Annotated in this window: 21 protein-coding genes; 10 read left to right on the top strand and 11 right to left on the bottom strand. The window is 52.2% G+C overall.

All coding sequences use genetic code 11. From position 1 onward, the window contains the following. Positions 1–12: 12 nt before the first annotated feature. On the bottom strand, positions 13–471 hold the full coding sequence (gene decR, locus ACLJRS_RS12790; protein WP_000884593.1) for a DNA-binding transcriptional regulator DecR: 459 nt from the start codon (positions 469–471) through the stop codon (positions 13–15). A gap of 112 nt (positions 472–583) precedes the next feature. Here decR and cdsH point away from each other — a divergent pair, with 112 nt between their 5' ends. Next, positions 584–1,639 carry a cysteine desulfhydrase gene (cdsH, locus tag ACLJRS_RS12795; RefSeq protein WP_000987851.1) on the top strand — a complete coding sequence of 352 codons (1,056 nt, stop codon included), beginning with the start codon at positions 584–586 and terminating at the stop codon, positions 1,637–1,639. Between the two features lie 48 nt (positions 1,640–1,687). Here the strand turns inward: cdsH and cof are convergent, their stop codons facing one another. Next, positions 1,688–2,506 carry an HMP-PP phosphatase gene (gene cof / locus ACLJRS_RS12800; RefSeq protein ID WP_000113030.1) on the bottom strand — a complete coding sequence of 273 codons (819 nt, stop codon included), beginning with the start codon at positions 2,504–2,506 and terminating at the stop codon, positions 1,688–1,690. A gap of 100 nt (positions 2,507–2,606) precedes the next feature. Between cof and ACLJRS_RS12805 the strand changes: the two genes are divergently transcribed. Next, positions 2,607–4,307 carry an SgrR family transcriptional regulator gene (locus ACLJRS_RS12805; protein ID WP_001238160.1) on the top strand — a complete coding sequence of 567 codons (1,701 nt, stop codon included), beginning with the start codon at positions 2,607–2,609 and terminating at the stop codon, positions 4,305–4,307. Between the two features lie 64 nt (positions 4,308–4,371). Next, positions 4,372–5,067 (top strand): 7-cyano-7-deazaguanine synthase QueC, encoded by a 696-nt coding sequence (gene queC, locus ACLJRS_RS12810; RefSeq protein WP_000817210.1) that lies wholly within the window; start codon positions 4,372–4,374, stop codon positions 5,065–5,067. 105 nt (positions 5,068–5,172) lie between these two features. On the opposite strand, the gene fadM is transcribed toward queC, so the two are convergent. The 9 genes from fadM to bolA form a co-directional block, all read right to left on the bottom strand. Next, positions 5,173–5,571: a long-chain acyl-CoA thioesterase FadM gene (fadM, locus tag ACLJRS_RS12815; protein ID WP_001194543.1), complete on the bottom strand. Its 399-nt coding sequence runs from the start codon at positions 5,569–5,571 to the stop codon at positions 5,173–5,175. 103 nt (positions 5,572–5,674) lie between these two features. Next, on the bottom strand, positions 5,675–6,049 hold the full coding sequence (locus tag ACLJRS_RS12820; protein WP_000680322.1) for a helix-hairpin-helix domain-containing protein: 375 nt from the start codon (positions 6,047–6,049) through the stop codon (positions 5,675–5,677). 149 nt (positions 6,050–6,198) lie between these two features. After that, positions 6,199–8,070 carry a peptidylprolyl isomerase gene (gene ppiD, locus ACLJRS_RS12825; protein WP_000969434.1) on the bottom strand — a complete coding sequence of 624 codons (1,872 nt, stop codon included), beginning with the start codon at positions 8,068–8,070 and terminating at the stop codon, positions 6,199–6,201. Positions 8,071–8,360: 290 nt separating this feature from the next. Next, positions 8,361–8,651, bottom strand: a complete 291-nt coding sequence (hupB, locus tag ACLJRS_RS12830; protein ID WP_254888479.1) for a nucleoid-associated protein HU-beta — start codon at positions 8,649–8,651, stop codon at positions 8,361–8,363. A gap of 190 nt (positions 8,652–8,841) precedes the next feature. Beyond that, positions 8,842–11,196: an endopeptidase La gene (gene lon, locus ACLJRS_RS12835; RefSeq protein ID WP_001067723.1), complete on the bottom strand. Its 2,355-nt coding sequence runs from the start codon at positions 11,194–11,196 to the stop codon at positions 8,842–8,844. A gap of 185 nt (positions 11,197–11,381) precedes the next feature. After that, on the bottom strand, positions 11,382–12,653 hold the full coding sequence (gene clpX, locus ACLJRS_RS12840) for an ATP-dependent protease ATP-binding subunit ClpX (protein ID WP_000130314.1): 1,272 nt from the start codon (positions 12,651–12,653) through the stop codon (positions 11,382–11,384). Positions 12,654–12,904: 251 nt separating this feature from the next. Next, positions 12,905–13,528 (bottom strand): ATP-dependent Clp endopeptidase proteolytic subunit ClpP, encoded by a 624-nt coding sequence (clpP, locus tag ACLJRS_RS12845; protein ID WP_000122257.1) that lies wholly within the window; start codon positions 13,526–13,528, stop codon positions 12,905–12,907. A 246-nt stretch (positions 13,529–13,774) separates the two neighbouring features. Further along, positions 13,775–15,073: a trigger factor gene (gene tig / locus ACLJRS_RS12850; RefSeq protein ID WP_001198403.1), complete on the bottom strand. Its 1,299-nt coding sequence runs from the start codon at positions 15,071–15,073 to the stop codon at positions 13,775–13,777. Between the two features lie 346 nt (positions 15,074–15,419). After that, positions 15,420–15,737 carry a transcriptional regulator BolA gene (gene bolA / locus ACLJRS_RS12855; RefSeq protein WP_000973433.1) on the bottom strand — a complete coding sequence of 106 codons (318 nt, stop codon included), beginning with the start codon at positions 15,735–15,737 and terminating at the stop codon, positions 15,420–15,422. A gap of 303 nt (positions 15,738–16,040) precedes the next feature. On the opposite strand from bolA, the gene ACLJRS_RS12860 reads away from it, so the two are divergent. The 7 genes from ACLJRS_RS12860 (at position 16,041) to cyoE (ending at position 23,384) form a co-directional block, all read left to right on the top strand. Then, positions 16,041–16,619, top strand: coding sequence for a lipoprotein (locus ACLJRS_RS12860; RefSeq protein WP_001537832.1), 579 nt, complete (start codon positions 16,041–16,043; stop codon positions 16,617–16,619). Between the two features lie 43 nt (positions 16,620–16,662). Further along, a complete protein-coding gene (ampG, locus tag ACLJRS_RS12865) occupies positions 16,663–18,138 on the top strand; it encodes a muropeptide MFS transporter AmpG (protein WP_000098473.1) in 1,476 nt (491 codons plus the stop codon). A 452-nt stretch (positions 18,139–18,590) separates the two neighbouring features. Beyond that, positions 18,591–19,547 carry a cytochrome o ubiquinol oxidase subunit II gene (cyoA, locus tag ACLJRS_RS12870; protein WP_001239449.1) on the top strand — a complete coding sequence of 319 codons (957 nt, stop codon included), beginning with the start codon at positions 18,591–18,593 and terminating at the stop codon, positions 19,545–19,547. Between the two features lie 10 nt (positions 19,548–19,557). Continuing rightward, positions 19,558–21,549 carry a cytochrome o ubiquinol oxidase subunit I gene (cyoB, locus tag ACLJRS_RS12875; RefSeq protein WP_000467158.1) on the top strand — a complete coding sequence of 664 codons (1,992 nt, stop codon included), beginning with the start codon at positions 19,558–19,560 and terminating at the stop codon, positions 21,547–21,549. Next, entirely contained in the window at positions 21,539–22,153 is a 615-nt protein-coding gene (locus tag ACLJRS_RS12880) for a cytochrome o ubiquinol oxidase subunit III (RefSeq protein ID WP_000179833.1), read from the top strand. The genes cyoB and ACLJRS_RS12880 overlap by 11 nt, the downstream gene beginning before the upstream one ends. Then, complete coding sequence (locus tag ACLJRS_RS12885; protein WP_000019878.1) at positions 22,153–22,482, top strand: cytochrome o ubiquinol oxidase subunit IV; 330 nt, start codon at positions 22,153–22,155, stop codon at positions 22,480–22,482. The genes ACLJRS_RS12880 and ACLJRS_RS12885 overlap by 1 nt, the downstream gene beginning before the upstream one ends. Positions 22,483–22,493: 11 nt before the next feature. Continuing rightward, positions 22,494–23,384, top strand: coding sequence for a heme o synthase (cyoE, locus tag ACLJRS_RS12890; protein ID WP_000971352.1), 891 nt, complete (start codon positions 22,494–22,496; stop codon positions 23,382–23,384). Positions 23,385–23,400: the final 16 nt, after the last annotated feature.

The following is a 23,400-nucleotide window of genomic DNA, read 5'->3' on the forward strand; positions in this document are numbered from 1 at the left end:
ATACCGGGAGAATTATTCAATGGGCAGAGAGGTGGTGTACTTAATCTGTTCCATCGCAAAACTGGAGGTGACGTCTGACAGTCCTGGGACGCTATTGACCAGACGTTTATAGAAGTCGTCATACCGCTTCATGTCGGCCACCTGAACTCGCATCAGATAGTCGTATTCCCCCGCCATCCGCCAGAAGCCAAGCACTTCCGGCATCTCAGAGACGACGGTCACGAACCGACAGTACCATTCACTGCTGTGGTGCTGCGTTTTTATCAACACAAAAGCGGTTAATCCCAGCCCCAGTTTTTCCGGGTCCAGCAGCGCGACCCTGCCAAGCAGGATACCGTCATCTTCCAGGCGTTTAAGCCGCTTCCAGCAAGGCGTTGTCGTCAGATTAACGGCATCCGCCAGCGCCTGCAAAGAGAGGGTACAGTCCTGCTGCAATAAGCAAAGCAGTTTACGGTCAATTTTATCTAACATACCCACTCCATAGAGAATATTTTTCTCCTTACATTGTAATTTAAAGGTCAAATAGCAACAATTTTTTCCGTACTTTTCGCTACTCTTGGCACAAAATGATAAATGGATATTAATGATGAGTAGCAATTGGGTTAAAAATGCCATTAATGAAATTAACGCTGACCACCAGCGCTCGGCGGATACGCATCTTATTCGTTTGCCCCTGTCGGCATTTCCAGGTATCCAGCTTTACCTGAAAGATGAAAGCACGCATCCCACCGGTAGCCTCAAGCATCGCCTGGCGCGCTCGCTGTTCCTTTATGGGCTGTGCAATGGCTGGATTAAAGAAGGCACTCCGATTATTGAAGCGTCATCAGGCTCAACGGCGATTTCCGAAGCCTGGTTCGCGCGTTTACTGGGACTACCGTTCATCGCCGTCATGCCCGCCTGTACCGCAAAACGTAAAATCGAACAGATTCAATTTTACGGCGGCCACTGTCATTTTGTGGAGAGCGCCTGCGAAATTTATGCCGCCTCCGAGCGGCTGGCGCATGAACTGAACGGTCACTATATGGACCAGTTTACCTACGCAGAACGAGCTACCGACTGGCGGGGCAACAATAATATTGCCGACAGTATTTTCCGCCAGATGCGCAACGAACCCCATCCGGTACCGCGATTTATCGTCATGAGCGCCGGAACGGGCGGAACCTCTGCGACGATTGGGCGCTATATTCGCTGCCAGGGCTATGATACTCAGCTCATGGTGGTGGATCCGGAAAATTCCGTCTTTTTACCTTACTGGCAGGATCGCGACGCTTCATTACGCAGCCCGGTAGGCAGTAAAATTGAAGGAATTGGTCGTCCGCGAGTAGAGCCTTCTTTTATTCCGGATGTCGTAGATGAGATGCTGCGCGTGCCGGACGCCGCCAGCGTTGCCACCGCACACTGGCTGGAAACGCAGCTAGGCCGTAAAGTCGGCGCCTCTACCGGCACGAATATGTGGGGAGCGCTGCAACTAGCGGCCCGGATGCGCGAGGCTGGAGAAACCGGCGCTATCGTGACGTTATTGTGCGATAGCGGCGATCGCTATCTGGATACCTATTACCATCCGTCCTGGGTTAGCGACCATATCGGCGATTTGACGCCGTGGTCAGCGGCCATCGAAAAATTACTTACCGGCGACTAGAAACAAAAAAAAGCCAGACTGAATGTCTGGCTTGCTGGAAGAGATCTCTCATTCGGGGGAATAAGGTAGATGCGGATTGTCCAGCCAATGCGTCAAAAAGTGTGATACCGCTTGATTACCACAATGTCCGATAACCGAAAGGTGTGGCAGCGCGGCGATAAGCTGCGGCATGGCATTGCCCATAATGAGCCCCCGCCCGACGCTGCCCAGCATTTCCCGATCGTTCATCGCGTCGCCAAACGCCATGCAATCTGCCAGTGAAAGCCCTAAATGGTTGCTCAATACCGCCAGCGCCGATCCTTTATTGCACCCCAGCGGTAGCACTTCCAGGCAGTCGACGGCAGAGAAACAGAGGTGCGCGCGTTCTTCCAGCGCCTCATTGAGCTGAATGCGCAAACGGATCAGATCGTCATGATCGCCGCAAAAACAGATCTTCGTCACCTGATGGGCCGGAATGCTTTTTATATCGATAACCTGATAACGAAAGCCGCTGTAGACGTGCGCCTGGAGTAGCGCGGGGATCTCCTGGCCTGTAAACCAGCCATTGTCATTAAACACATGCATACTGGCTCGGGTATCCCAGGCATGGTGCATCACCGTATCGGCAACCTGAGGATCGAGATCCTGACGATGCAGCACGTCGCCTTCCAGCGAGTGAATTCGCGTCCCGTTACCGGTAATAAGATAAGCATCCAGTGAAAGCGTCCCCAGAATATGCCGCATTTCCAGCACATGACGACCCGTAGCGAATGTCAGGGTGATATCGCGTTCGCGCAGACGCGCCAGCGTGGCGATCGTTTCTCTACCCAAATGGTGATCGGGCATTAATAACGTGCCATCCATATCAAATGCTGCCAGACGGGCCATCTCTTTCTCCACACTGTGACGCGGTTAACTTGTTGTTCAGTATTACCTGAGATATACGGAAGTAATAGTGAACAGATAAAAGGAAGTGTTCCGGGTTTCTATGAGGCTACTGAATCGGCTTAATCAATATCAACGCCTCTGGCAGCCTTCCGCCGGGGAAACGCAACATGTCACCGTTAGCGAACTGGCCGAACGCTGTTTTTGTAGCGAGCGCCATCTGCGAACGCTGCTGCGTCAGGCCCAGCAGGCAGGTTGGCTAAGATGGGAGGCGCAGTCCGGGCGCGGGAAACGTGGACGGCTCCAGTTTCTGGTCACGCCGGAATCGCTCCGCACCGCCATGATGGAACAGGCGCTGGAAAAAGGGCAGCAGCTCAACGTACTGGAACTGGCGCAGCTGGCGCCGGGCGAGTTACGGGCGATGCTCCAGCCTTTTATGGGCGGCCAATGGCAAAACGATACGCCGACATTGCGTATTCCCTACTATCGTCCGCTTGATCCGCTGCAGCCGGGTTTCCTGCCAGGCCGCGCGGAACAGCATCTCGCAGGGCAAGTTTTTTCCGGGTTAACGCGCTTCGACCGCGACAGTCAATATCCTTGCGGGGATTTGGCGCATCACTGGGAGATTTCCGCCGACGGTTTACGCTGGGATTTTTATATTCGCTCCACGCTGCACTGGCATAATGGCGATACGGTGGATACCGCGCAGCTACACGAACGCCTGGAAAGGCTGCTTACCCTACCGGCGCTAAGCAAATTGTTTATTAGCGTCGCACGGATCGAAGTAACGCATCCTCAGTGCCTGACCTTTCTCCTTCACCGACCTGATTACTGGCTGGCGCATCGTCTGGCGAGCTATTGTAGCGGTCTGGCGCATCCTGACCTGCCGCTTATCGGCACCGGTCCTTTTCGCCTGGCGTTGTTCACGCCGGAACTGGTGCGTCTGGAAAGTCATGACCATTATCACCTCAGCCATCCGCTGCTGAAAGCGATTGAATTCTGGATCACCCCGCAACTGTTTGCCCAGGATCTGGGCACCAGTTGCCGCCATCCGGTGCAGATTGCCATCGGCAAACCGGAAGAGCTGGCGACGCTGAGTCAGGTAAGTAGTGGTATCAGTCTTGGCTTTTGTTATTTAACCCTCAAAAAGGGCTCACGGCTCAACGTACAGCAGGCGCGGCGTCTGATACATATTATCCATCATACTTCGCTGCTGAAAACCTTACCGGTAGATGAGAACTTGATTATGCCAAGTCAGGGGCTGCTACCCGGCTGGACAATCCCGCAATGGCAGGACGTTGATGAAACGCCATTGCCGAAAAAACTTACCCTGGCGTATCACCTTCCCGTAGAGCTGCATACGATGGCGGAACAGCTTCGACATTACCTGGCGACGCTCGGCTGTGAGTTAACGTTGATTTTTCATAATGCCAAAAACTGGGATAACTGCCCTGCGTTGGCGCAAGCGGATCTGATGATGGGCGACAGGCTGATCGGCGAAGCGCCGGAATATACGCTGGAGCAGTGGCTACGTTGCGATCAGATCTGGCCGCATGTCCTGGACGCGCCTGCGTTTTCCCATCTGCAGGCTACGCTTGACGCTCTGCAAATTCAGCCCAATGAAAAAGATCGCCGCGCCGCGCTACAACAAGTTTTTGCTAACCTGATGGATGACGCCACACTTACGCCGCTGTTTAATTATCACTATCGCATCAGCGCCCCACCGGGCGTTAACGGCGTTCGACTCACCCCTCGCGGCTGGTTTGAATTTAGCGAAGCCTGGCTTCCGCCGCCTTCGCCGTGAAGAAGCTGGTCGGGATTATCCGTACGCGTTACCATATTGGCTTTCGTCATTGATCAGGATAACTATGAAACGCGCCGTTGTTGTATTTAGTGGAGGTCAGGACTCCACCACTTGTCTGGCGCAAGCGCGGCATCAGTATGATGAAGTGCATTGTGTCACGTTTGATTATGGTCAGCGCCACCGCGCAGAGATTGATGTCGCGCGCGATCTGGCGTTAAAACTTGGCGCACGCGCGCATAAAGTGCTGGATGTCACTTTACTGAACGAACTGGCGGTCAGTAGCCTGACGCGGGATAGCATTCCGGTGCCGGACTATGAACCGAACGCTGACGGTATCCCCAATACTTTCGTACCGGGACGCAATATTCTCTTTCTGACGCTGGCGGCGATTTACGCTTATCAGGTCAAAGCCGAAGCGGTGATCACCGGCGTTTGCGAGACCGATTTTTCCGGCTATCCAGACTGTCGCGATGAGTTCGTCAAAGCGCTGAATCACGCGGTGAATCTGGGCATGGCGAAAGATATCCGTTTCGAAACGCCCCTAATGTGGATTGATAAAGCTGAAACCTGGGCGCTGGCCGATTATTGGGGCCAACTGGATTTAGTTCGCGAAGAGACGCTGACCTGCTATAACGGCATTAAAGGCGATGGCTGTGGTCATTGCGCAGCCTGTAATCTGCGCGCTAACGGCCTGAATCATTATCTGTCGAATAAAGCGGCGGTGATGGCGGCAATGAAGCAAAAAACCGGGTTAAGGTGATTGTTTTGCCGGATGGCGGCGCACGCGCCTTATCCGGCCTGGCGATATTCACCATGGTCAATATCGCCAGGCCGGACAAGTTCAACGCCATCAGACTGCGAAGCGTTATTGCACCATCTGTTCCAGCTTTTCACGCAATTCGCCTTCCAGCGGCAGCGCTTTTTGCGTTTTTAAATCAATACAAACAAACGTGATGAGCGCATCAGCCACCACCTGCCCTTCTGGCTCCAGCGTAATCGTCTGGCTTAATACGCCGCTTTTACCGTTAAGCTGTTGTACCTGGCTGGTCACGGTCAGTAGATCGCTCAATACCGCCGGGCGACGGTAATTTATATTGATGTTTACCACCACAAAGGCAATATTGCGGGCCGTCATCCACTGAAAGCTGTCGCTGTTTTCCAGCCCATCCCAACGGGCCTCTTCCAGAAACTCCAGATAGCGGGCATTATTAACATGTTGATAAACATCAAGATGATATCCACGAACTTTGATTTGTGTTTGCATAGCGCAATAACCTTACGTTGTTGTTATAAGTAAACGACAAGTACAGAGGTCATAACTGGTATGACCTCTACAGTCTGGCAAATTTTTGCCACTGTGCAAGTGATTACAATGTTAAAACTGCCAGATTACGCTCCACCAGCGCGCTTCCCATTCCCGGCACCTGCTTTAAATCATCCACCGTTTTAAAAGGACCATACTCCTCCCGATAGCTCACAATAGCCTGCGCTTTTTTCAGCCCAACGCCGTTCATCACCCGCGCCAGATCCTCCGCAGACGCGGTATTAATGCTCACCCTGGTACCTTCATCATCGCTGGCTTTAGCAGGTAATGCCGCTTTGGCGGAGGATGAAGAAGGCGTATCCGCTTTTGTTTCCACCGCTGCATTTTTTGCGACAGGCGTCGCCGCCAGCGCGCTATGGGCCATGCCCGCGCAGGTTAAAGAAAGTGTAATAAGCAGTGCTTTAATTCCGTGTTTCATACTGTTTTCTCCTTGTTTGTTAACAGTGCAGCCACGATAGCGGGGCGGAGAAAAACGAACAAACGACAATTCTCAGAAATGGAAAAGGCCGCGAAAGCGGCCTTTGTGGGATACAACGTTTTGCAATTTTTTGCGAAGCGCCTCGACGATTACTGCTGTTCCAGAGCGTCGCCGATTTTGATTTTCGCCTCTTTACGCAGATTGCTCATCAGCGCCTCAAAGACAATTTGCGCATTGTTCTGCGTGATGCCCTGCACCATCGCTTTTTTCTGCGCTTCCGGCATGGCGCCCGCTTTCACCTCGTCAAACGCCAGCAGAACGACGTTACCCTGCATATCGTTCGCCACGCCATAAACTGGCTTATCTTTCGTCGGAAGGCTTAACGCAAAGGCCGCCTGACTCACCGGATCCTGACTGGTACGACTTAACGTTTTAGGCTCGCCAAAACTCAGACCCGCCGCTTTCATCGCTTCCGCGCCTTTGCCCGCTTTCAGCTCGACCAGCAGTTTTTCCGCATCCAGCTTCGCCTGTTGTTCCGCTTTGTTATGCTTCACCAGGGCAGTGACCTGTTCTTTCACTTCTGCCAACGGCTTCACGGCTTCAGGTTTATGTTCGCTCACGCGCACAACAAAAGCCCGGTCGCCATCTACGGTGATAATGTCTGAATTCGGCCCCGGCGTACCGTTTTCGCCTACCAGACCGCCATTAAAGATAGCATCGGCTACCGGTTTGAAGTTCAGCTCTTCCGGTAAGGTGTCACGGCTAAACCAGCCGGTTTCAACTGCTTTTACGCCAGCGACCTGTTCAGCGCCTGCTAACGACTCATTGTCGTTGCTTGCCGCATCGCTCACCTTCTGCTGCAACGCATAGTAAGCATCCAGCGCTTTTTCCTGTTTCACTTTCGCGGCAATGTCGTCGCGAACCTCGCTTAACGGTTTCACTTTGGCAGGCTGAATATCATCCAGACGCGCCACCAGAAAACCGACAGACGACTTAATCACGCCAGATATCTGGCCTTTTTCTTTTAATCCGGCGTTTTTCAGTTCCGGCACCGTGGCAGACTCTTCCAGCCAGCCCATATCGCCGCCATTACGCGCAGAGATGATATCGGTAGATTTCTCTTTCGCCAGCGTGGCGAAATCTTCGCCCTTGTTCAGCGCATCCAGTACCGCTTTCGCATCATCTTCCGTTTTGGTCTGAATAATGCTGTAACGAATGCGCTCCGGCTGAGTAAACTGATCTACATGCTGGTCATAATAGGCCTGAATATCCGCATCGCTGACCGGTGCCTGCATCGTCGCGGCATCCAGCTTGATATAGCTTACGCGGAACTGTTCCGGCGTCATAAAGCGGACTTTATTCTGATCGTAGTAGCTGGACACTTCCTGATCGGTCACCTGCTGCTTCGCCGCCAGCGCGTTGACATCAATAACGGCTTCACGCACCACGCGCTGTTGAGAGACTAATGCCGCCAGTTCGTCGGTTTCCCCTTTCAGCATAAAATCAGTACCGGCCACGCCGTTGATCAGTTGCTGAGTGGTAAGCTGGTTACGCAGCGCCTGAGCGTACTGATCGGCGGTCATTCCCATCTGATTCACAATCGCGTTATAGCGGTTGTTGTCAAACTTACCGTCCACCTGAAAAGCGGGAGTGGCGAAAATCGCCTGTTTTACCTGCTCATCGCTGATGCCCAGTTTCAGTTCGCGGGAATATTGATCCAACAGCGCTTCATCTATCAGACGATTCAGCACCTGCTGGCGCAGGCTTTTCATATAACCTTCGTTGGCCGCCAGTTCAGAATACCTGTCGCCCAACTGCTGCTGCATACGGTTACGTTCGTTGTTAAACGCATTCTCAAACTGTGCCCGGCTGATTTCCTGGCCATTCACTTTTGCGGCGTAGTTATTGCTTCCGCCAATCAGGTAACCACTAACGCCGGTCAAAATGAACGACACGATAATGATAACGAAAATAATCTTGAGCACGAGACTGTTTGCAGCCGTGCGTAAGCTGTCCATCATGGTGTAACCACACTCCGCTGTAGGTGACTTTACACTTTATCTTTCAGGCGGCTTCTCTGCTGGCTACTGAGTGATTCGCTCAGTAGCCGCGTCGACGCAACCTGAATGATTTGCGTATAGAGACTTCACGCGCATCGCATTTTCTGAACGCGGCGCACAAAAGCCTATTGTGACAAGAAACGAGGGCAATTGTCAGCCCGCAACGCACAGAAAGTCCCGAATCGCCAATAAAAAAGGCACATCAGTTGATGCGCCCTTGTACTTTGTCACATCCCCCGAGGGGATCACGCTTAGTTTACCGCGTCTTTCAGCGCTTTACCTGCACGGAAACTCGGCACTTTGGCAGCGGCGATGGTGATCTCTTTACCTGTTTGCGGGTTGCGACCAGTACGGGCAGCACGCTCTTTAACAGCAAAAGTACCAAAGCCTACCAGTGCAACGTCATCCCCTTCTTTCAGAGATTCGGTAACAGAAGCAATAATCGCATCTAACGCACGTCCAGCCGCAGCCTTAGAGATATCAGCCCCTGCAGCAATTTTTTCGATCAGTTGAGATTTATTCACTCTTCTCTTCCTCTTTATAATTTATATCGCACCTGAATCCTTCGAAGTACGACCGCGCAGCAGTTATATCAGGCCTGCCACGCCCTTACAACACCCGTTAATGGTGGCAGACCCAATCAACCATCTAAATTAGCTATACAAAAAAAGGCTGGCAAGTCCGAAATAGCCTGCCAGCCCTGTTTTTATTAGCGCTATTTGCGCGAGGTCACTATTTTGCGGTTACAACCTGCATTCCAGACGGTTCGTTTTGCAGAGCAAGCGTCAGAACTTCCTCAATACGCTTAACCGGGTGAATATCCAGATCGGCAATGACGTTGTCCGGAATTTCCTCCAGGTCACGTTTATTTTCGAATGGAATTAAGACCGTTTTAATCCCGCCGCGATGCGCCGCCAACAGTTTTTCTTTCAGGCCGCCGATCGGCAATACCTGACCACGCAGCGTGATCTCACCGGTCATTGCCACATCTGCGCGCACCGGATTACCGGTCAGGCAGGAAACCAGCGCGGTACACATCGCGATACCGGCGCTTGGACCGTCTTTCGGCGTTGCGCCTTCCGGCACGTGAACGTGGATATCGCGTTTTTCGTAAAAGTCCGGATTAATACCCAGTTTTTCCGCGCGCGCGCGCACCACGGTCAGCGCCGCCTGAATAGATTCCTGCATCACTTCACCGAGCGAGCCGGTGTAGGTCAACTTACCTTTACCCGGTACGCAGGCGGTTTCGATGGTCAACAGATCGCCGCCCACTTCCGTCCACGCCAGGCCCGTCACCTGACCTACGCGGTTTTCGCTATCCGCGCGGCCATAATCAAAGCGCTGCACACCGAGGTAGTCGTGCAGATTATCGCCGTTAATTTCGATATGTTTTAACGACTTATCGAGCAACAGTTGTTTAACCGCTTTGCGGCACAGTTTGGAGATTTCACGCTCCAGACTACGAACGCCCGCTTCACGCGTGTAATAGCGGATAATACCGATAATCGCGCTATCGTCGACCGTCAGTTCGCCTTTCTTCAGCGCGTTACGCTCGATCTGCTTCGGCAGCAGGTGACGTTTAGCAATATTCAGCTTCTCGTCTTCGGTATAACCGGACAGACGGATCACTTCCATACGATCCAGCAGCGGCGCCGGAATGTTCATGGAGTTGGAAGTGGCGACAAACATCACATCGCTGAGATCGTAATCCACTTCCAGGTAATGATCGCTGAACGCCACGTTCTGCTCCGGATCCAGCACTTCCAGCAGTGCGGAAGCCGGATCGCCGCGCATGTCAGAAGACATTTTGTCGATCTCATCGAGCAGGAACAGTGGGTTTTTAACCCCCACTTTGGCCATTTTTTGGATCAGTTTACCCGGCATAGAGCCAATGTAAGTCCGGCGATGACCGCGGATTTCCGCTTCATCACGCACGCCGCCCAGCGCCATACGGATGTATTTACGCCCTGTTGCTTTAGCGATGGACTGGCCCAACGAGGTTTTACCTACCCCCGGCGGCCCCACCAGACACAGGATCGGCCCCTTGATTTTATTTACACGGCTTTGAACCGCGAGATACTCAAGGATGCGGTCTTTCACGCGCTCCAGACCATAATGGTCAGTATCGAGGATTTCCTGCGCCTGACGCAGGTCTTTTTTGACCTTGCTACGCGCATTCCACGGCACCTGCACCATCCAGTCGATGTAGCCGCGCACCACGGTCGCTTCCGCCGACATCGGAGACATCATTTTCAGCTTCTGCAGTTCCGCTTCCGCTTTCTCTTTCGCCTCTTTCGGCATTTTCGCCGCGTCGATCTTACGCTTCAGCGCTTCGTTTTCGTCCGGCGCGTCGTCCATCTCGCCAAGCTCTTTCTGAATCGCTTTCATTTGCTCGTTCAGATAGTACTCGCGCTGGGATTTCTCCATCTGCTTTTTCACGCGGTTGCGAATGCGTTTCTCAACCTGCAGCAGATCGATTTCAGATTCCATCATCGCCATCAGATATTCCAGACGTTCGTTAACGTCGGACATCTCCAGTACGGACTGTTTATCCGCCAGTTTCAGCGGCATATGCGCGGCGATGGTGTCAGCCAGACGTGCAGGGTCGTCAATGCTATTGAGTGACGTCAGCACTTCCGGCGGAATTTTTTTGTTCAGCTTGATGTAGCCTTCGAACTGGCTGATAGCGGTACGCACCAGCACTTCTTGTTCACGCTCATCAATGGCTGGCGAATCAAGGTACTCCGCCTTCGCGGAGAAATGTTCGCCGTTGTCAGACAGCGCGGAAATACGCGCGCGCTGTAACCCCTCGACCAGCACTTTTACGGTGCCGTCAGGCAGTTTCAGCATCTGCAAAATAGAGGCCACGGTCCCGACGGTGAAAAGATCGTTTACACCCGGCTCATCCGTCGATGCTTCCTTCTGGGCGACCAGCATGATTTTTTTATCATGGTCCATAGCCGCTTCCAGACAACGGATAGATTTTTCCCGCCCTACAAATAAGGGTATGACCATGTGCGGATAAACCACCACATCGCGCAAGGGCAATACGGGGATTTCAATGCGTTCAGAACGCTCAGGATTCATAGAGCTCTCTCTTAGTTTAGTGTCCGCCAGGTAATCAGATAGTATAGCTGTGCTCCATACCACCTATAACATGTACGTCAGTATATGGGGATGTTTCCCACACATTCAACGGCGTGTTTACAGGAAAAACGAAAGGGGAGATAAAATCCCCCCTTTTTTGGCTAACTGATTGTATGAATGTTTAATTATTCGCCAGAAGCCTGCGCTTCCGGTTTGCCGTAAATCAGCAACGGCTTACTCTGACCGGCAATAACGGACTCGTCGATCACCACTTTTTCGACGTCTTCCATAGATGGCAAATCGTACATGGTATCCAGCAGCGCCGCTTCGACGATAGAACGCAGGCCACGGGCGCCGGTTTTACGCGCCATTGCTTTCCTGGCGATAGCGTCCAGCGCTTCGTCACGGAATTCCAGATCGACGCCTTCCAGGTTAAACAGCGCCTGATACTGCTTGGTCAGCGCATTTTTCGGCTCTTTCAGGATTTGAATCAGCGCTTCTTCGCTGAGTTCATTCAGCGTCGCTACCACTGGCAGACGACCGATAAACTCAGGAATCAGACCAAATTTGATCAAATCTTCCGGTTCAACCTGCGACAACAGCTCGCCTTCGCTGGCTTTGTCGGACTTCGCTTTCACCGTCGCGCCAAAACCAATGCCGGAGCCGGTTTCAACACGGTTAGCGATCACTTTATCCAGACCGGCAAACGCGCCGCCGCAGATAAACAGAATCTTAGAGGTATCTACCTGTAAGAACTCCTGCTGCGGATGTTTGCGACCGCCCTGCGGTGGAACCGCGGCGACGGTGCCTTCGATCAGTTTCAGCAACGCCTGCTGTACGCCTTCGCCGGAAACATCGCGGGTAATGGACGGATTGTCTGATTTACGCGAAATCTTATCGATTTCATCAATGTAGACAATCCCACGCTGCGCTTTTTGCACGTCGTAGTCGCATTTCTGCAACAGTTTCTGAATGATATTCTCGACGTCTTCACCAACGTAACCCGCTTCGGTTAGCGTGGTCGCATCCGCCATAGTGAACGGCACATCCAGCAAGCGCGCCAGCGTTTCCGCCAGCAGCGTTTTACCGGAACCGGTCGGTCCAATCAGCAGAATGTTGCTTTTACCTAACTCGACGCCATTGCTGGTATCGCCGTTACGCAGACGCTTGTAGTGGTTATAGACCGCCACCGCCAGCACTTTTTTCGCCTGCTCCTGGCCGATAACGTAATCGTCCAGGTGGGTACGAATTTCATGCGGCGTCGGCAGCGCACTACGTTCACGGTGCGGAGCAACTTCTTTAATTTCTTCGCGAATAATGTCGTTACATAAATCGACGCATTCGTCGCAGATATACACGGATGGACCGGCAATCAGCTTGCGCACTTCATGCTGGCTTTTGCCGCAAAAAGAGCAGTACAACAATTTGCCCGAGCCATCTTTGCGTTTATCTGTCATGAGTCAAAACCTCTTCTTTGTTCTTTGTGCCGCACACGACGACGCAAATGCCATTCTCAGGCGCAAGCCGCTAATCAGCGTTGTGCCGCCCTTCATTAGTATATACACAAAATCATTCGAGCTACATCAAGGCGGCAACTCGTCGACTCCGCAGGCGCTTACATAAGTAAGTCACTGGGAGGCGCGCTGGCAGCCAACACCGAGGTAGCGTGAAGGATGAAGTGTATAGCGGCACACTTGCGTCCAGGGCATCAATTACGATGGGTCAAAATTGAGTCAACCAAACCGTACTCTACCGCTTCAGGCGCGGAGAGGAAGCGATCGCGCTCAGTATCACGTTCAATCTGCTCAAGAGATTGACCCGTATGATGCGCCATAAGTTCATTCATGCGCCCTTTTACTTTCAAAATTTCGCGGGCGTGAATTTCAATATCCGTCGCCTGGCCCTGGTAGCCGCCCAGCGGCTGGTGGATCATGACGCGAGAGTTCGGCAAGCAGAAACGTTTGCCTTTCGCCCCGGCAGTCAGCAGAAACGCCCCCATAGAGGCCGCCTGTCCCATACAAATGGTGCTGACGTCTGGCTTAATAAACTGCATGGTGTCATAGATGGACATCCCCGCAGTAATTACGCCGCCAGGAGAATTAATGTACAGATAGATATCTTTTTCCGGATTTTCCGCTTCCAGGAACAGCATCTGCGCCACGATCAGGTTAGCCATATGGTCTTCGACCTGGCCGGTCAGAAATATGACGCGTTCCTTAAGTAGACGAGAATAGATATCAAAAGAGCGCTCACCGCGTGAGGTCTGTTCAATGACCATCGGCACCAGCGCCATATGAGGGGCCAAATTATCTCGTTCTCCGCTGTATGACATTTCCGTCTCCTGGATAAAAATTGAAAAAACCTGCTGTACTGATTGTAACCTGATGGACGGATTATCAGCCAGTCCCTCTGTAATGGGTACGGCATCGCCATAATTCAAGCATAACAATCTTTTGCTCTAACGCTAACACTGAAACGCGGTTTTCGCACCCTTACCATGCAAAATGCGTGACAAAAAAAACCCGTCACTGAAAGGTGACGGGTTTTTGTGCAAATTTCGTGCTTTTAACGCGAAAAATTACGCCTGCTGGTTCATCAGCTCATTGAAGGAAGTGGCTTTTTCAGACACTTTCGCTTTTGCCAGAACCGCTTCAACAGCCTGTTCTTCCAGAGCGACGTTACGCATATTGTCCATCAGCTCTTTATTTTTGCTGTAGAACTCAATCACTTCTTTCGGATCTTCGTAAGCAGACGCCATCTCTTCGATCAGGCCTTTAACGCGTTCTTCGTCCGCTTTCAGCTCGTTGGTACGAATGACTTCGCCGAGCAGCAGACCGACAACTACACGACGCTTAGCCTGTTCTTCGAACAGTTCGCGCGGCAGCTCCAGAGCCTGTTTCTCGTTACCACCAAAACGCTGCGCAGCCTGACGACGCAGAACGTCGATTTCGCTGTCGATCAGCGCAGCCGGTACGTCGATGTCGTTAGCTTTTACCAGACCTTCGATCGCCTGAGACTTAACGCGGTTACGCACCGCGCCTTTCAGCTCGCGTTCCATGTTTTTACGTACTTCAGCGCGCAGACCGGCTACGGAACCATCTTCAACGCCGAAACGTTTGATGAATTCTTCGGTCAGTTCCGGCAGTTCGCGTTCTTCAACTTTCTTCAGGTTGATAACGAACTTAGCCGCTTTACCTTTCAGGTTTTCAGCATGGTACTCTTCCGGGAAGGTCACATCGATAGTGAACTCTTCGCCAGCTTTGTGGCCTTTAACGCCGTCTTCAAAGCCCGGAATCATACGACCCTGGCCCATCGCCAGAACGAAATCGGTCGCTTTGCCGCCTTCGAACTCTTCGCCGTCTACAGAGCCGGTGAAGTCGATGGTCACGCGGTCTTCCGCATCAGCAGCGCCGTCTTTTTCTTTCCAGGTCGCCTGCTGCTTACGCAGGGTGTCCAGCATCACATCAACGTCAGCGTCGGTGACTTCAACAACCGGTTTTTCAACTTCGATGGACTCGAGGCCGGTCAGCTCAACTTCCGGATAGACTTCAAACTCGACGGAGTAAGTGAAGTCTTCACCCACTTTGTATTCGCCCGGAACATAGTTCGGCGCGCCTGCCGGGTTAATTTTTTCTTTGATGATCGCGTCAACGAAGTTGCGGCTCATCAGATCGCCCAGCACGTCCTGGCGAACAGAAGCGCCATAACGCTGAGCGACGATATTCATCGGTACTTTGCCTTTACGGAAGCCGTCAATACGTACTTTTTTCGCTACGTTGACCAGCTCGCTTTTTACAGCGGTCTCGATGCTGTCAGCAGCGATTGTAATCGTTACACGGCGGCCAAGGCCCTGAGTGGTTTCAACTGAAACTTGCATCTTGTTACCTCAAAAAATCACAGTGCTCGGTCAACTCTACTCCGCAAGCACGTGCTATTTGCTTCGCGGAACCGGGATGTTCTCATAATCAATCACATTCCCTGTCGTCAGAATCATCCCGAAGACGTTCATATATAAGACGGCGCATTATAGCGGCATCACTTTTGTGAGTCGAGAACGGTGATTGTGCGATGCTGCGGCGGTTTTCACAATTCTCGGCTAATTTTTGTCTGAATACTGTACGACACGCTCAAAATTCAGACAAAACAAAACGGCCCGCAGGCCGTTTTCACATAATTCTGTAGCAACATACTGGAAAAGCGGAGGTAGTTGCAAATCCGTTTTGCTACGCGATGCTTCCCGCGCCGCGACAAGGAGGCGACGCGAAGATAGTATCCTGCAACCCTTCCCACTCTTTGAGGGTATAAGTATGCAGTGCCAGCGCATGTACGGTTGTGGAGAGTTCCGCCGTTAACGTACCGTAAATCATCCGATGACGATTAAGAAAACGTTCGCCTGTAAAGCGATCGCTCACCAGCACGACCTTAAAATGGCTTTCCGATCCTGCAGGAACATTGTGACGATAGCTTTCATCCACAACTTCGAGAAACACGGGGTCGAACGCTGTCCTTAATTTTTCTTCTATTTGCTCACGTATCATCATGAAAATCTCCTCCGACAACGCTGTGATGTCACCCATCCCTTTAAATACTAGCCGCTTTTACCGTTTCCATTACAGCATGACAACAAAAATTTAGCTTTCGTCTGATTATTTCAGCCAAACGTATGAAGTTTACTGCCTTAATCATTCTTTTAGCGCTCAAAATCCCCGCTCGCGCCGTTATCAATACCAAATCGGACATTACGACGAATTTACCTGCGTTGACCACTTCCCCTCGCCGTTAGCGGTGTTATGATGGCGGGAATTTTTACCTATCACGTTTTAAGCGTCATTGAGAGCCTGAATATGTTAAAAAAACTTCTCTTTCCGTTAGTCGCTCTGTTTATGCTGGCAGGATGCGCCACACCGCCGACGACCATTGACGTCGCGCCGAAGATCACCTTGCCACAGCAGGACCCGAGCCTGATGGGCGTCACCGTTAGCATTACCGGCGCGGACCAGCGCCAGGATCAGGCGTTAGCGAAAGTCACGCGTAACAACCAGCTGGTAACGTTAACCGCCTCCCGCGATTTACGCTTCCTGTTACAAGAAGTCCTGGAAAAACAGATGACGGCGCGGGGCTATATGATCGGGCCTAACGGCGCGGTTAATCTGCAGATTATTGTTAACCAACTGTATGCTGATGTTTCCCAGGGCAGCGTGCGCTACAACATCGCGACCAAAGCGGATATCGCGATTATTGCGACCGCGGCAAATGGCAGCAAGATGACCAAAAACTATCGCGCCAACTACTCTATTGAAGGGGCGTTCCAGGCCTCTAACCAGAATATTGCCGACGCGGTAAACAGCGTTCTGACCGATACCATTGCTGATATGTCTCAGGACACCAGTATTCACGATTTTATCAAGCAAAACGCCCGTTAATAGCAACAACAAGACCCGGCAGAAGCCGGGTCTGTAGATGCCTATGTCAAGTCAATATTTACGTATTTTCCAGCAACCGCGCTCAGCCATTCTGCTGATATTGGGTTTTGCCTCCGGTCTCCCGCTGGCGCTCACTTCCGGTACGCTACAGGCGTGGATGACCGTCGAGAATATCGATCTTAAAACGATTGGCTTCTTCTCGCTGGTTGGTCAGGCCTATGTGTTTAAGTTTCTCTGGTCCCCGCTGATGGACCGCTACACGCCGCCTTTTTTAGGTCGTCGTCGCGGTTGGTTACTCGCCACCCAACTGTTGTTACTGGCGGCGATTGCGGCGATGGGCTTTCTTGAACCCGGCACGCAGCTACGCTGGATGGCGGCGCTGGCGGTGGTGATTGCTTTTTGCTCCGCCTCGCAGGATATCGTGTTCGACGCCTGGAAAACCGATGTTTTACCCGCAGAAGAACGCGGCGCTGGCGCGGCAATCAGCGTGCTTGGCTACCGGTTGGGAATGCTGGTTTCCGGCGGACTGGCGCTATGGCTGGCCGATCGCTGGCTCGGCTGGCAGGGCATGTACTGGCTGATGGCGGCATTGCTGATCCCCTGCATTATCGCCACCTTACTGGCGCCGGAACCGACCGATACTATCCCGTCCCCGAAATCGCTGGAACAGGCCGTCGTCGCGCCGCTACGCGATTTCTTTGGCCGTAATAACGCCTGGCTGATTTTACTGCTCATTGTGCTTTATAAACTGGGTGATGCCTTCGCTATGAGCCTGACCACCACCTTTTTGATTCGCGGCGTCGGCTTTGACGCCGGCGAAGTCGGCGTGGTCAATAAAACGCTGGGCCTGCTGGCGACGATCGTCGGCGCGTTATACGGCGGCATATTAATGCAGCGTCTTTCGCTGTTTCGCGCGCTGCTGATTTTCGGCATTTTGCAAGGCGCGTCCAACGCCGGTTACTGGTTGCTCTCCATTACCGATAAAAACATGTTCAGCATGGGCGCGGCGGTCTTTTTCGAAAATCTGTGCGGCGGGATGGGTACTGCCGCCTTTGTCGCCTTATTAATGACGCTATGTAATAAGTCGTTTTCCGCAACACAGTTTGCCCTACTGTCGGCCCTCTCCGCAGTAGGCCGCGTTTATGTTGGTCCTGTAGCGGGCTGGTTCGTTGAAGCGCACGGCTGGCCGACATTCTACCTCTTCTCGGTTGTTGCCGCCGTTCCCGGGCTGTTACTGTTGCTGGTCTGTCGGCAAACGCTGGAATATAGCTGGCAGAACGAGCGTTTCATTCCCCGCACGCAATACCGTGGCGCCTACAATTTCGCGCTTTCAATCCTGCTCGCGGGCGTCGCTTTGCTGGCGGTATGGGTACTCCTGCTGACCATGAACGCGTTGGATTACACTAACTTCTCATTCCTGTCCGGATTGCTTGAGACTGCGGTAGCGGTTGCCGTGTGCGGCATTGTCTTTGGCGGGTTGCTGGACTACCTGGCACTACGAAAAACACGCCTGCTCTAAAACATTATTTGCCGTTGTAATAACGACCCGGAATTATAACGGCTAAATAACCATCAATTGATAAAAAATATATTTGTCTTTTTGTGCGCAACAGAATTTTGGAAATTATTGGTAATTTCTACGCTACCTATTTTCTTTACACGATTCAGCCGATTAAATTTAAATTTCTGCCGTTGATTGTCCTTTTATTGATAATAAATTGTTAAGTAATTGTTTTATTTTTACATTGGTTATACCAATTATCCCTCAACATCCCACTTACAGACCTCATCCGTTATAACGCAAAGTTTCAACAGTGTCTTAAAGTTATTTCGACATACTTGGCAACATATGTGACATGCGCGGCAGAACTTGGTAACACAGAACCAATCATGTTTACAGTAATGTAACCTTACCGTAAAATGCCCCTACACTTTAAACGCCACCAGGTCCCGTGGAATTGAGGTCGTTAAATGAGACTCAGGAAATACAATAAAAGTTTGGGATGGTTGTCATTAATTGCAGGCACTGCATTACTCAGTGGCTGTAATTCTGCGCTGCTGGATCCCAAAGGACAGATTGGACTGGAGCAACGTTCGCTGATACTGACGGCATTTGGCCTGATGTTGATCGTCGTTATTCCCGCCATCTTGATGGCTGTTGGTTTCGCCTGGAAGTATCGTGCGAGTAATAAGGATGCGAAGTATAGCCCGAACTGGTCACACTCCAATAAAGTGGAAGCCGTGGTCTGGACGGTGCCTATCTTGATCATCATTTTCCTTGCCGTACTGACCTGGAAAACCACGCACGCGCTTGAACCAAGCAAGCCGCTGGCGCATGACGAAAAACCGATCACCATCGAAGTGGTTTCCATGGACTGGAAATGGTTCTTCATCTATCCGGAGCAGGGTATCGCCACCGTCAACGAGATCGCCTTCCCGGCGAACACGCCGGTTTATTTCAAAGTGACCTCCAACTCCGTGATGAACTCCTTCTTTATCCCGCGTCTGGGTAGCCAGATTTATGCCATGGCCGGTATGCAAACACGTTTGCATCTGATCGCCAACGAACCCGGAACCTACGATGGCATCTCCGCCAGCTATAGCGGCCCGGGCTTCTCTGGTATGAAGTTTAAAGCTATCGCCACCAAAGACCGCGCAGAATTCGACCAATGGGTCGCAAAAGCGAAGCAGTCTCCGAACACCATGAATGATATGGCGGCGTTCGAGAAAGTGGCTATGCCAAGCGAGTACAACAAGGTGGAATATTTCTCCAGCGTGAAACCAGATTTGTTCAAGGACGTTATTAACAAATTCATGGGCCACGGTAAGAGCATGGACATGACCCAACCTGAAGGTGAGCACAGCTCGCATGAAGGAATGGAAGGTATGGACATGAGCCACGCGGAATCCGCCAACTCCAAGGGTTGAGGAAGATAAGATGTTCGGAAAATTATCACTGGATGCAGTACCGTTCCATGAACCTATCGTCATGGTAACGATCGCTGCAATTATCGTCGGGGGACTGGCGATACTGGCAGCGATTACTTACTTCGGTAAGTGGACCTACCTATGGAAAGAGTGGTTAACGTCGGTTGACCATAAACGCCTCGGCATCATGTATATCATCGTCGCGATTGTGATGCTGTTACGTGGCTTCGCCGATGCCATCATGATGCGTAGCCAGCAGGCGCTTGCCTCCGCAGGCGAAGCGGGTTTTCTACCGCCGCACCACTACGATCAGATCTTTACCGCTCACGGCGTAATCATGATCTTCTTCGTGGCGATGCCCTTCGTTATCGGTCTGATGAACCTGGTGGTTCCGCTGCAGATCGGCGCGCGCGACGTTGCGTTCCCTTTCCTGAACAACCTGAGCTTCTGGTTCACCGTTGTCGGCGTTATCCTGGTTAACCTCTCGCTGGGCGTGGGTGAATTCGCGCAGACAGGGTGGCTGGCTTATCCGCCGCTATCGGGAATAGAGTACAGTCCCAGCGTCGGGGTCGATTACTGGATATGGGCGTTGCAACTCTCGGGTATTGGTACGACGTTAACCGGTATCAACTTCTTCGTGACGATCCTGAAGATGCGTGCGCCGGGTATGACAATGTTCAAGATGCCGGTCTTTACCTGGGCCTCTTTGTGCGCCAACGTACTGATCATCGCCTCTTTCCCGATTCTGACGGTTACCGTCGCGTTGCTGACCCTGGATCGCTATCTGGGCACCCATTTCTTTACCAACGATATGGGCGGCAACATGATGATGTACATCAACCTGATTTGGGCCTGGGGCCATCCGGAAGTGTACATTCTGATTCTGCCGGTCTTCGGGGTATTCTCCGAAATCGCAGCGACCTTCTCGCGTAAACGTCTGTTCGGCTATACCTCGCTGGTTTGGGCGACCGTCTGTATTACCGTACTGTCGTTTATCGTTTGGCTGCACCACTTCTTCACGATGGGCGCAGGCGCGAACGTTAACGCCTTCTTCGGTATCACCACCATGATTATCGCCATCCCGACCGGGGTGAAGATCTTCAACTGGTTGTTCACCATGTATCAGGGCCGTATCGTCTTCCATTCCGCAATGATGTGGACCATCGGCTTTATCGTGACCTTCTCGGTCGGCGGTATGACCGGCGTGCTGCTGGCGGTACCGGGCGCGGACTTCGTCCTGCACAACAGTCTGTTCCTGATTGCGCACTTCCATAACGTGATCATCGGCGGCGTAGTGTTTGGCTGCTTCGCGGGTATGACCTACTGGTGGCCGAAGGCGTTTGGCTTCAAGCTGAACGAAACCTGGGGTAAACGCGCCTTCTGGTTCTGGATTATCGGTTTCTTTGTAGCCTTTATGCCGCTGTATGTACTGGGCTTCATGGGCATGACCCGTCGCCTCAGCCAGCAAATTGATCCGCAGTTCCATACGATGCTGATGGTTGCCGCCGCCGGCGCCGCGCTGATTGCGCTGGGTATCCTGTGTCAACTGATTCAGATCTTCGTTTCTATTCGCGACCGCGATCAGAACCGCGATCTGACCGGCGACCCATGGGGTGGCCGTACGCTGGAGTGGTCAACCTCGTCTCCGCCGCCGTTCTATAACTTTGCCGTTGTGCCGCACGTTCACGAACGTGACGCCTTCTGGGAAATGAAAGAAAAAGGCGAAGCGTACCAACAGCCTGGACAATATGAAGAGATTCATATGCCGAAAAATAGCGGTGCCGGTATTGTTATCGCCGCCTTCGCAACGGTATTTGGCTTCGCCATGATCTGGCATATCTGGTGGCTGGCGATAGTGGGTTTCGCAGGCATGATCATCAGCTGGATTGTAAAAAGCTTTGATGAAGATGTGGATTACTACGTGCCGGTCCCGGAAGTCGAAAAACTGGAAAACCAGCATTTCGATGAGATTACTAAGGCAGGGCTGAAAAATGGCAACTGATACTTTAACGCACGCGACTGCCCACGCGCACGAACACGGGCACCATGACGCAGGCCAGAACAAAATCTTCGGATTTTGGGTCTACCTGATGAGCGACTGCATTCTGTTCTCTATTCTGTTTGCTACCTATGCCGTTCTGGTGAACGGCACCGCTGGCGGCCCGACAGGTAAGGACATTTTCGAACTGCCGTTCGTTCTGGTTGAAACCTTCCTGCTGTTATTTAGCTCCATTACCTACGGCATGGCGGCGATCGCCATGCACAAGAACAACAAGAGCCAGGTTATCTCCTGGCTGGCGTTGACCTTCTTGTTCGGTGCCGGATTTATCGGGATGGAACTCTATGAATTCCATCACCTGATTGTTAACGGTATGGGCCCGGATCGCAGCGGCTTCCTGTCTGCGTTCTTCGCGCTGGTCGGCACGCACGGTCTGCACGTCACTTCCGGTTTGATCTGGATGGCGGTGCTGATGGTGCAAGTTGCCCGTCGCGGTCTGACCAGCACTAACCGTACCCGCATCATGTGCCTGAGCCTGTTCTGGCACTTCCTGGATGTGATTTGGATTTGCGTATTCACTGTTGTTTATCTGATGGGGGCGATGTAATGAGTCATTCTACCGAGAGCGGCGGCGCATCCCACGGCAGCGTAAAAACGTACATGACCGGCTTTATCCTGTCGGTCATCCTGACGGTTATTCCATTCTGGATGGTGATGACCGGCGCTGCCTCTCCGGCCGTTATTCTGGGATCTATCCTGGCAATGGCAGTGGTGCAGATTTTGGTGCATCTGGTGTGTTTCCTGCACATGAACACCAAATCTGATGAAGGCTGGAACATGACGGCCTTCATCTTTACCGTGCTGATCATCGCCATCCTGGTTGTGGGCTCCATCTGGATTATGTGGAACCTCAACTACAACATGATGATGCACTAAGAGCGGCGAGTATGATGTTTAAGCAATACCTGCAAGTAACGAAACCAGGCATCATCTTTGGCAACCTGATCTCGGTGATCGGGGGATTTCTGCTGGCCTCAAAGGGCAGCATTGACTATCCCCTGTTCATTTATACGCTGGTCGGGGTGTCACTGGTTGTGGCGTCGGGTTGTGTATTTAACAACTACATCGACAGGGATATCGACAGGAAGATGGAAAGGACCAAGAATCGGGTGCTGGTCAAAGGCCTGATTTCTCCTGGCGTCTCGCTGGTATACGCCACCCTGCTGGGTATTGCTGGCTTTATGCTGTTGTGGTTTGGCGCCAATCCTCTGGCCTGCTGGCTGGGGGTGATGGGCTTCGTGGTCTACGTTGGCGTGTACAGCTTGTACATGAAGCGTCACTCCGTCTACGGAACGCTGATTGGTTCTCTCTCCGGCGCAGCGCCGCCGGTGATTGGCTACTGCGCCGTAACGGGCGACTTTGACAGCGGCGCGGCGATTCTGTTGGCTATTTTCAGCCTCTGGCAGATGCCGCACTCTTACGCCATCGCCATTTTCCGCTTTAAGGACTATCAGGCGGCCAATATCCCGGTTCTGCCGGTGGTAAAAGGAATCTCAGTCGCTAAAAACCACATCACGCTGTACATCATTGCGTTTGCCGTTGCAACGCTAATGCTCACGTTGGGCGGTTATGCTGGTTACAAATACCTGGTGGTCGCCGCGGCGGTCAGCGTTTGGTGGCTCGGCATGGCGCTACGCGGTTACAAAGTGGAAGATGATAAGGTCTGGGCGCGCAAGCTGTTCGGCTTCTCTATCATTGCGATTACCGCGCTGAGTATCATGATGTCCGTTGATTTTATGGTGCCGAATTCGCAGAATCTACTGACTTACGTCTGGTAACAAGCGTTGCTATTGA

The sequence above is a fragment of the Salmonella sp. SAL00670 genome (genome assembly GCF_046552235.1).
In the GTDB taxonomy this organism is placed as follows: Bacteria; Pseudomonadota; Gammaproteobacteria; order Enterobacterales; family Enterobacteriaceae; genus Salmonella; species Salmonella enterica.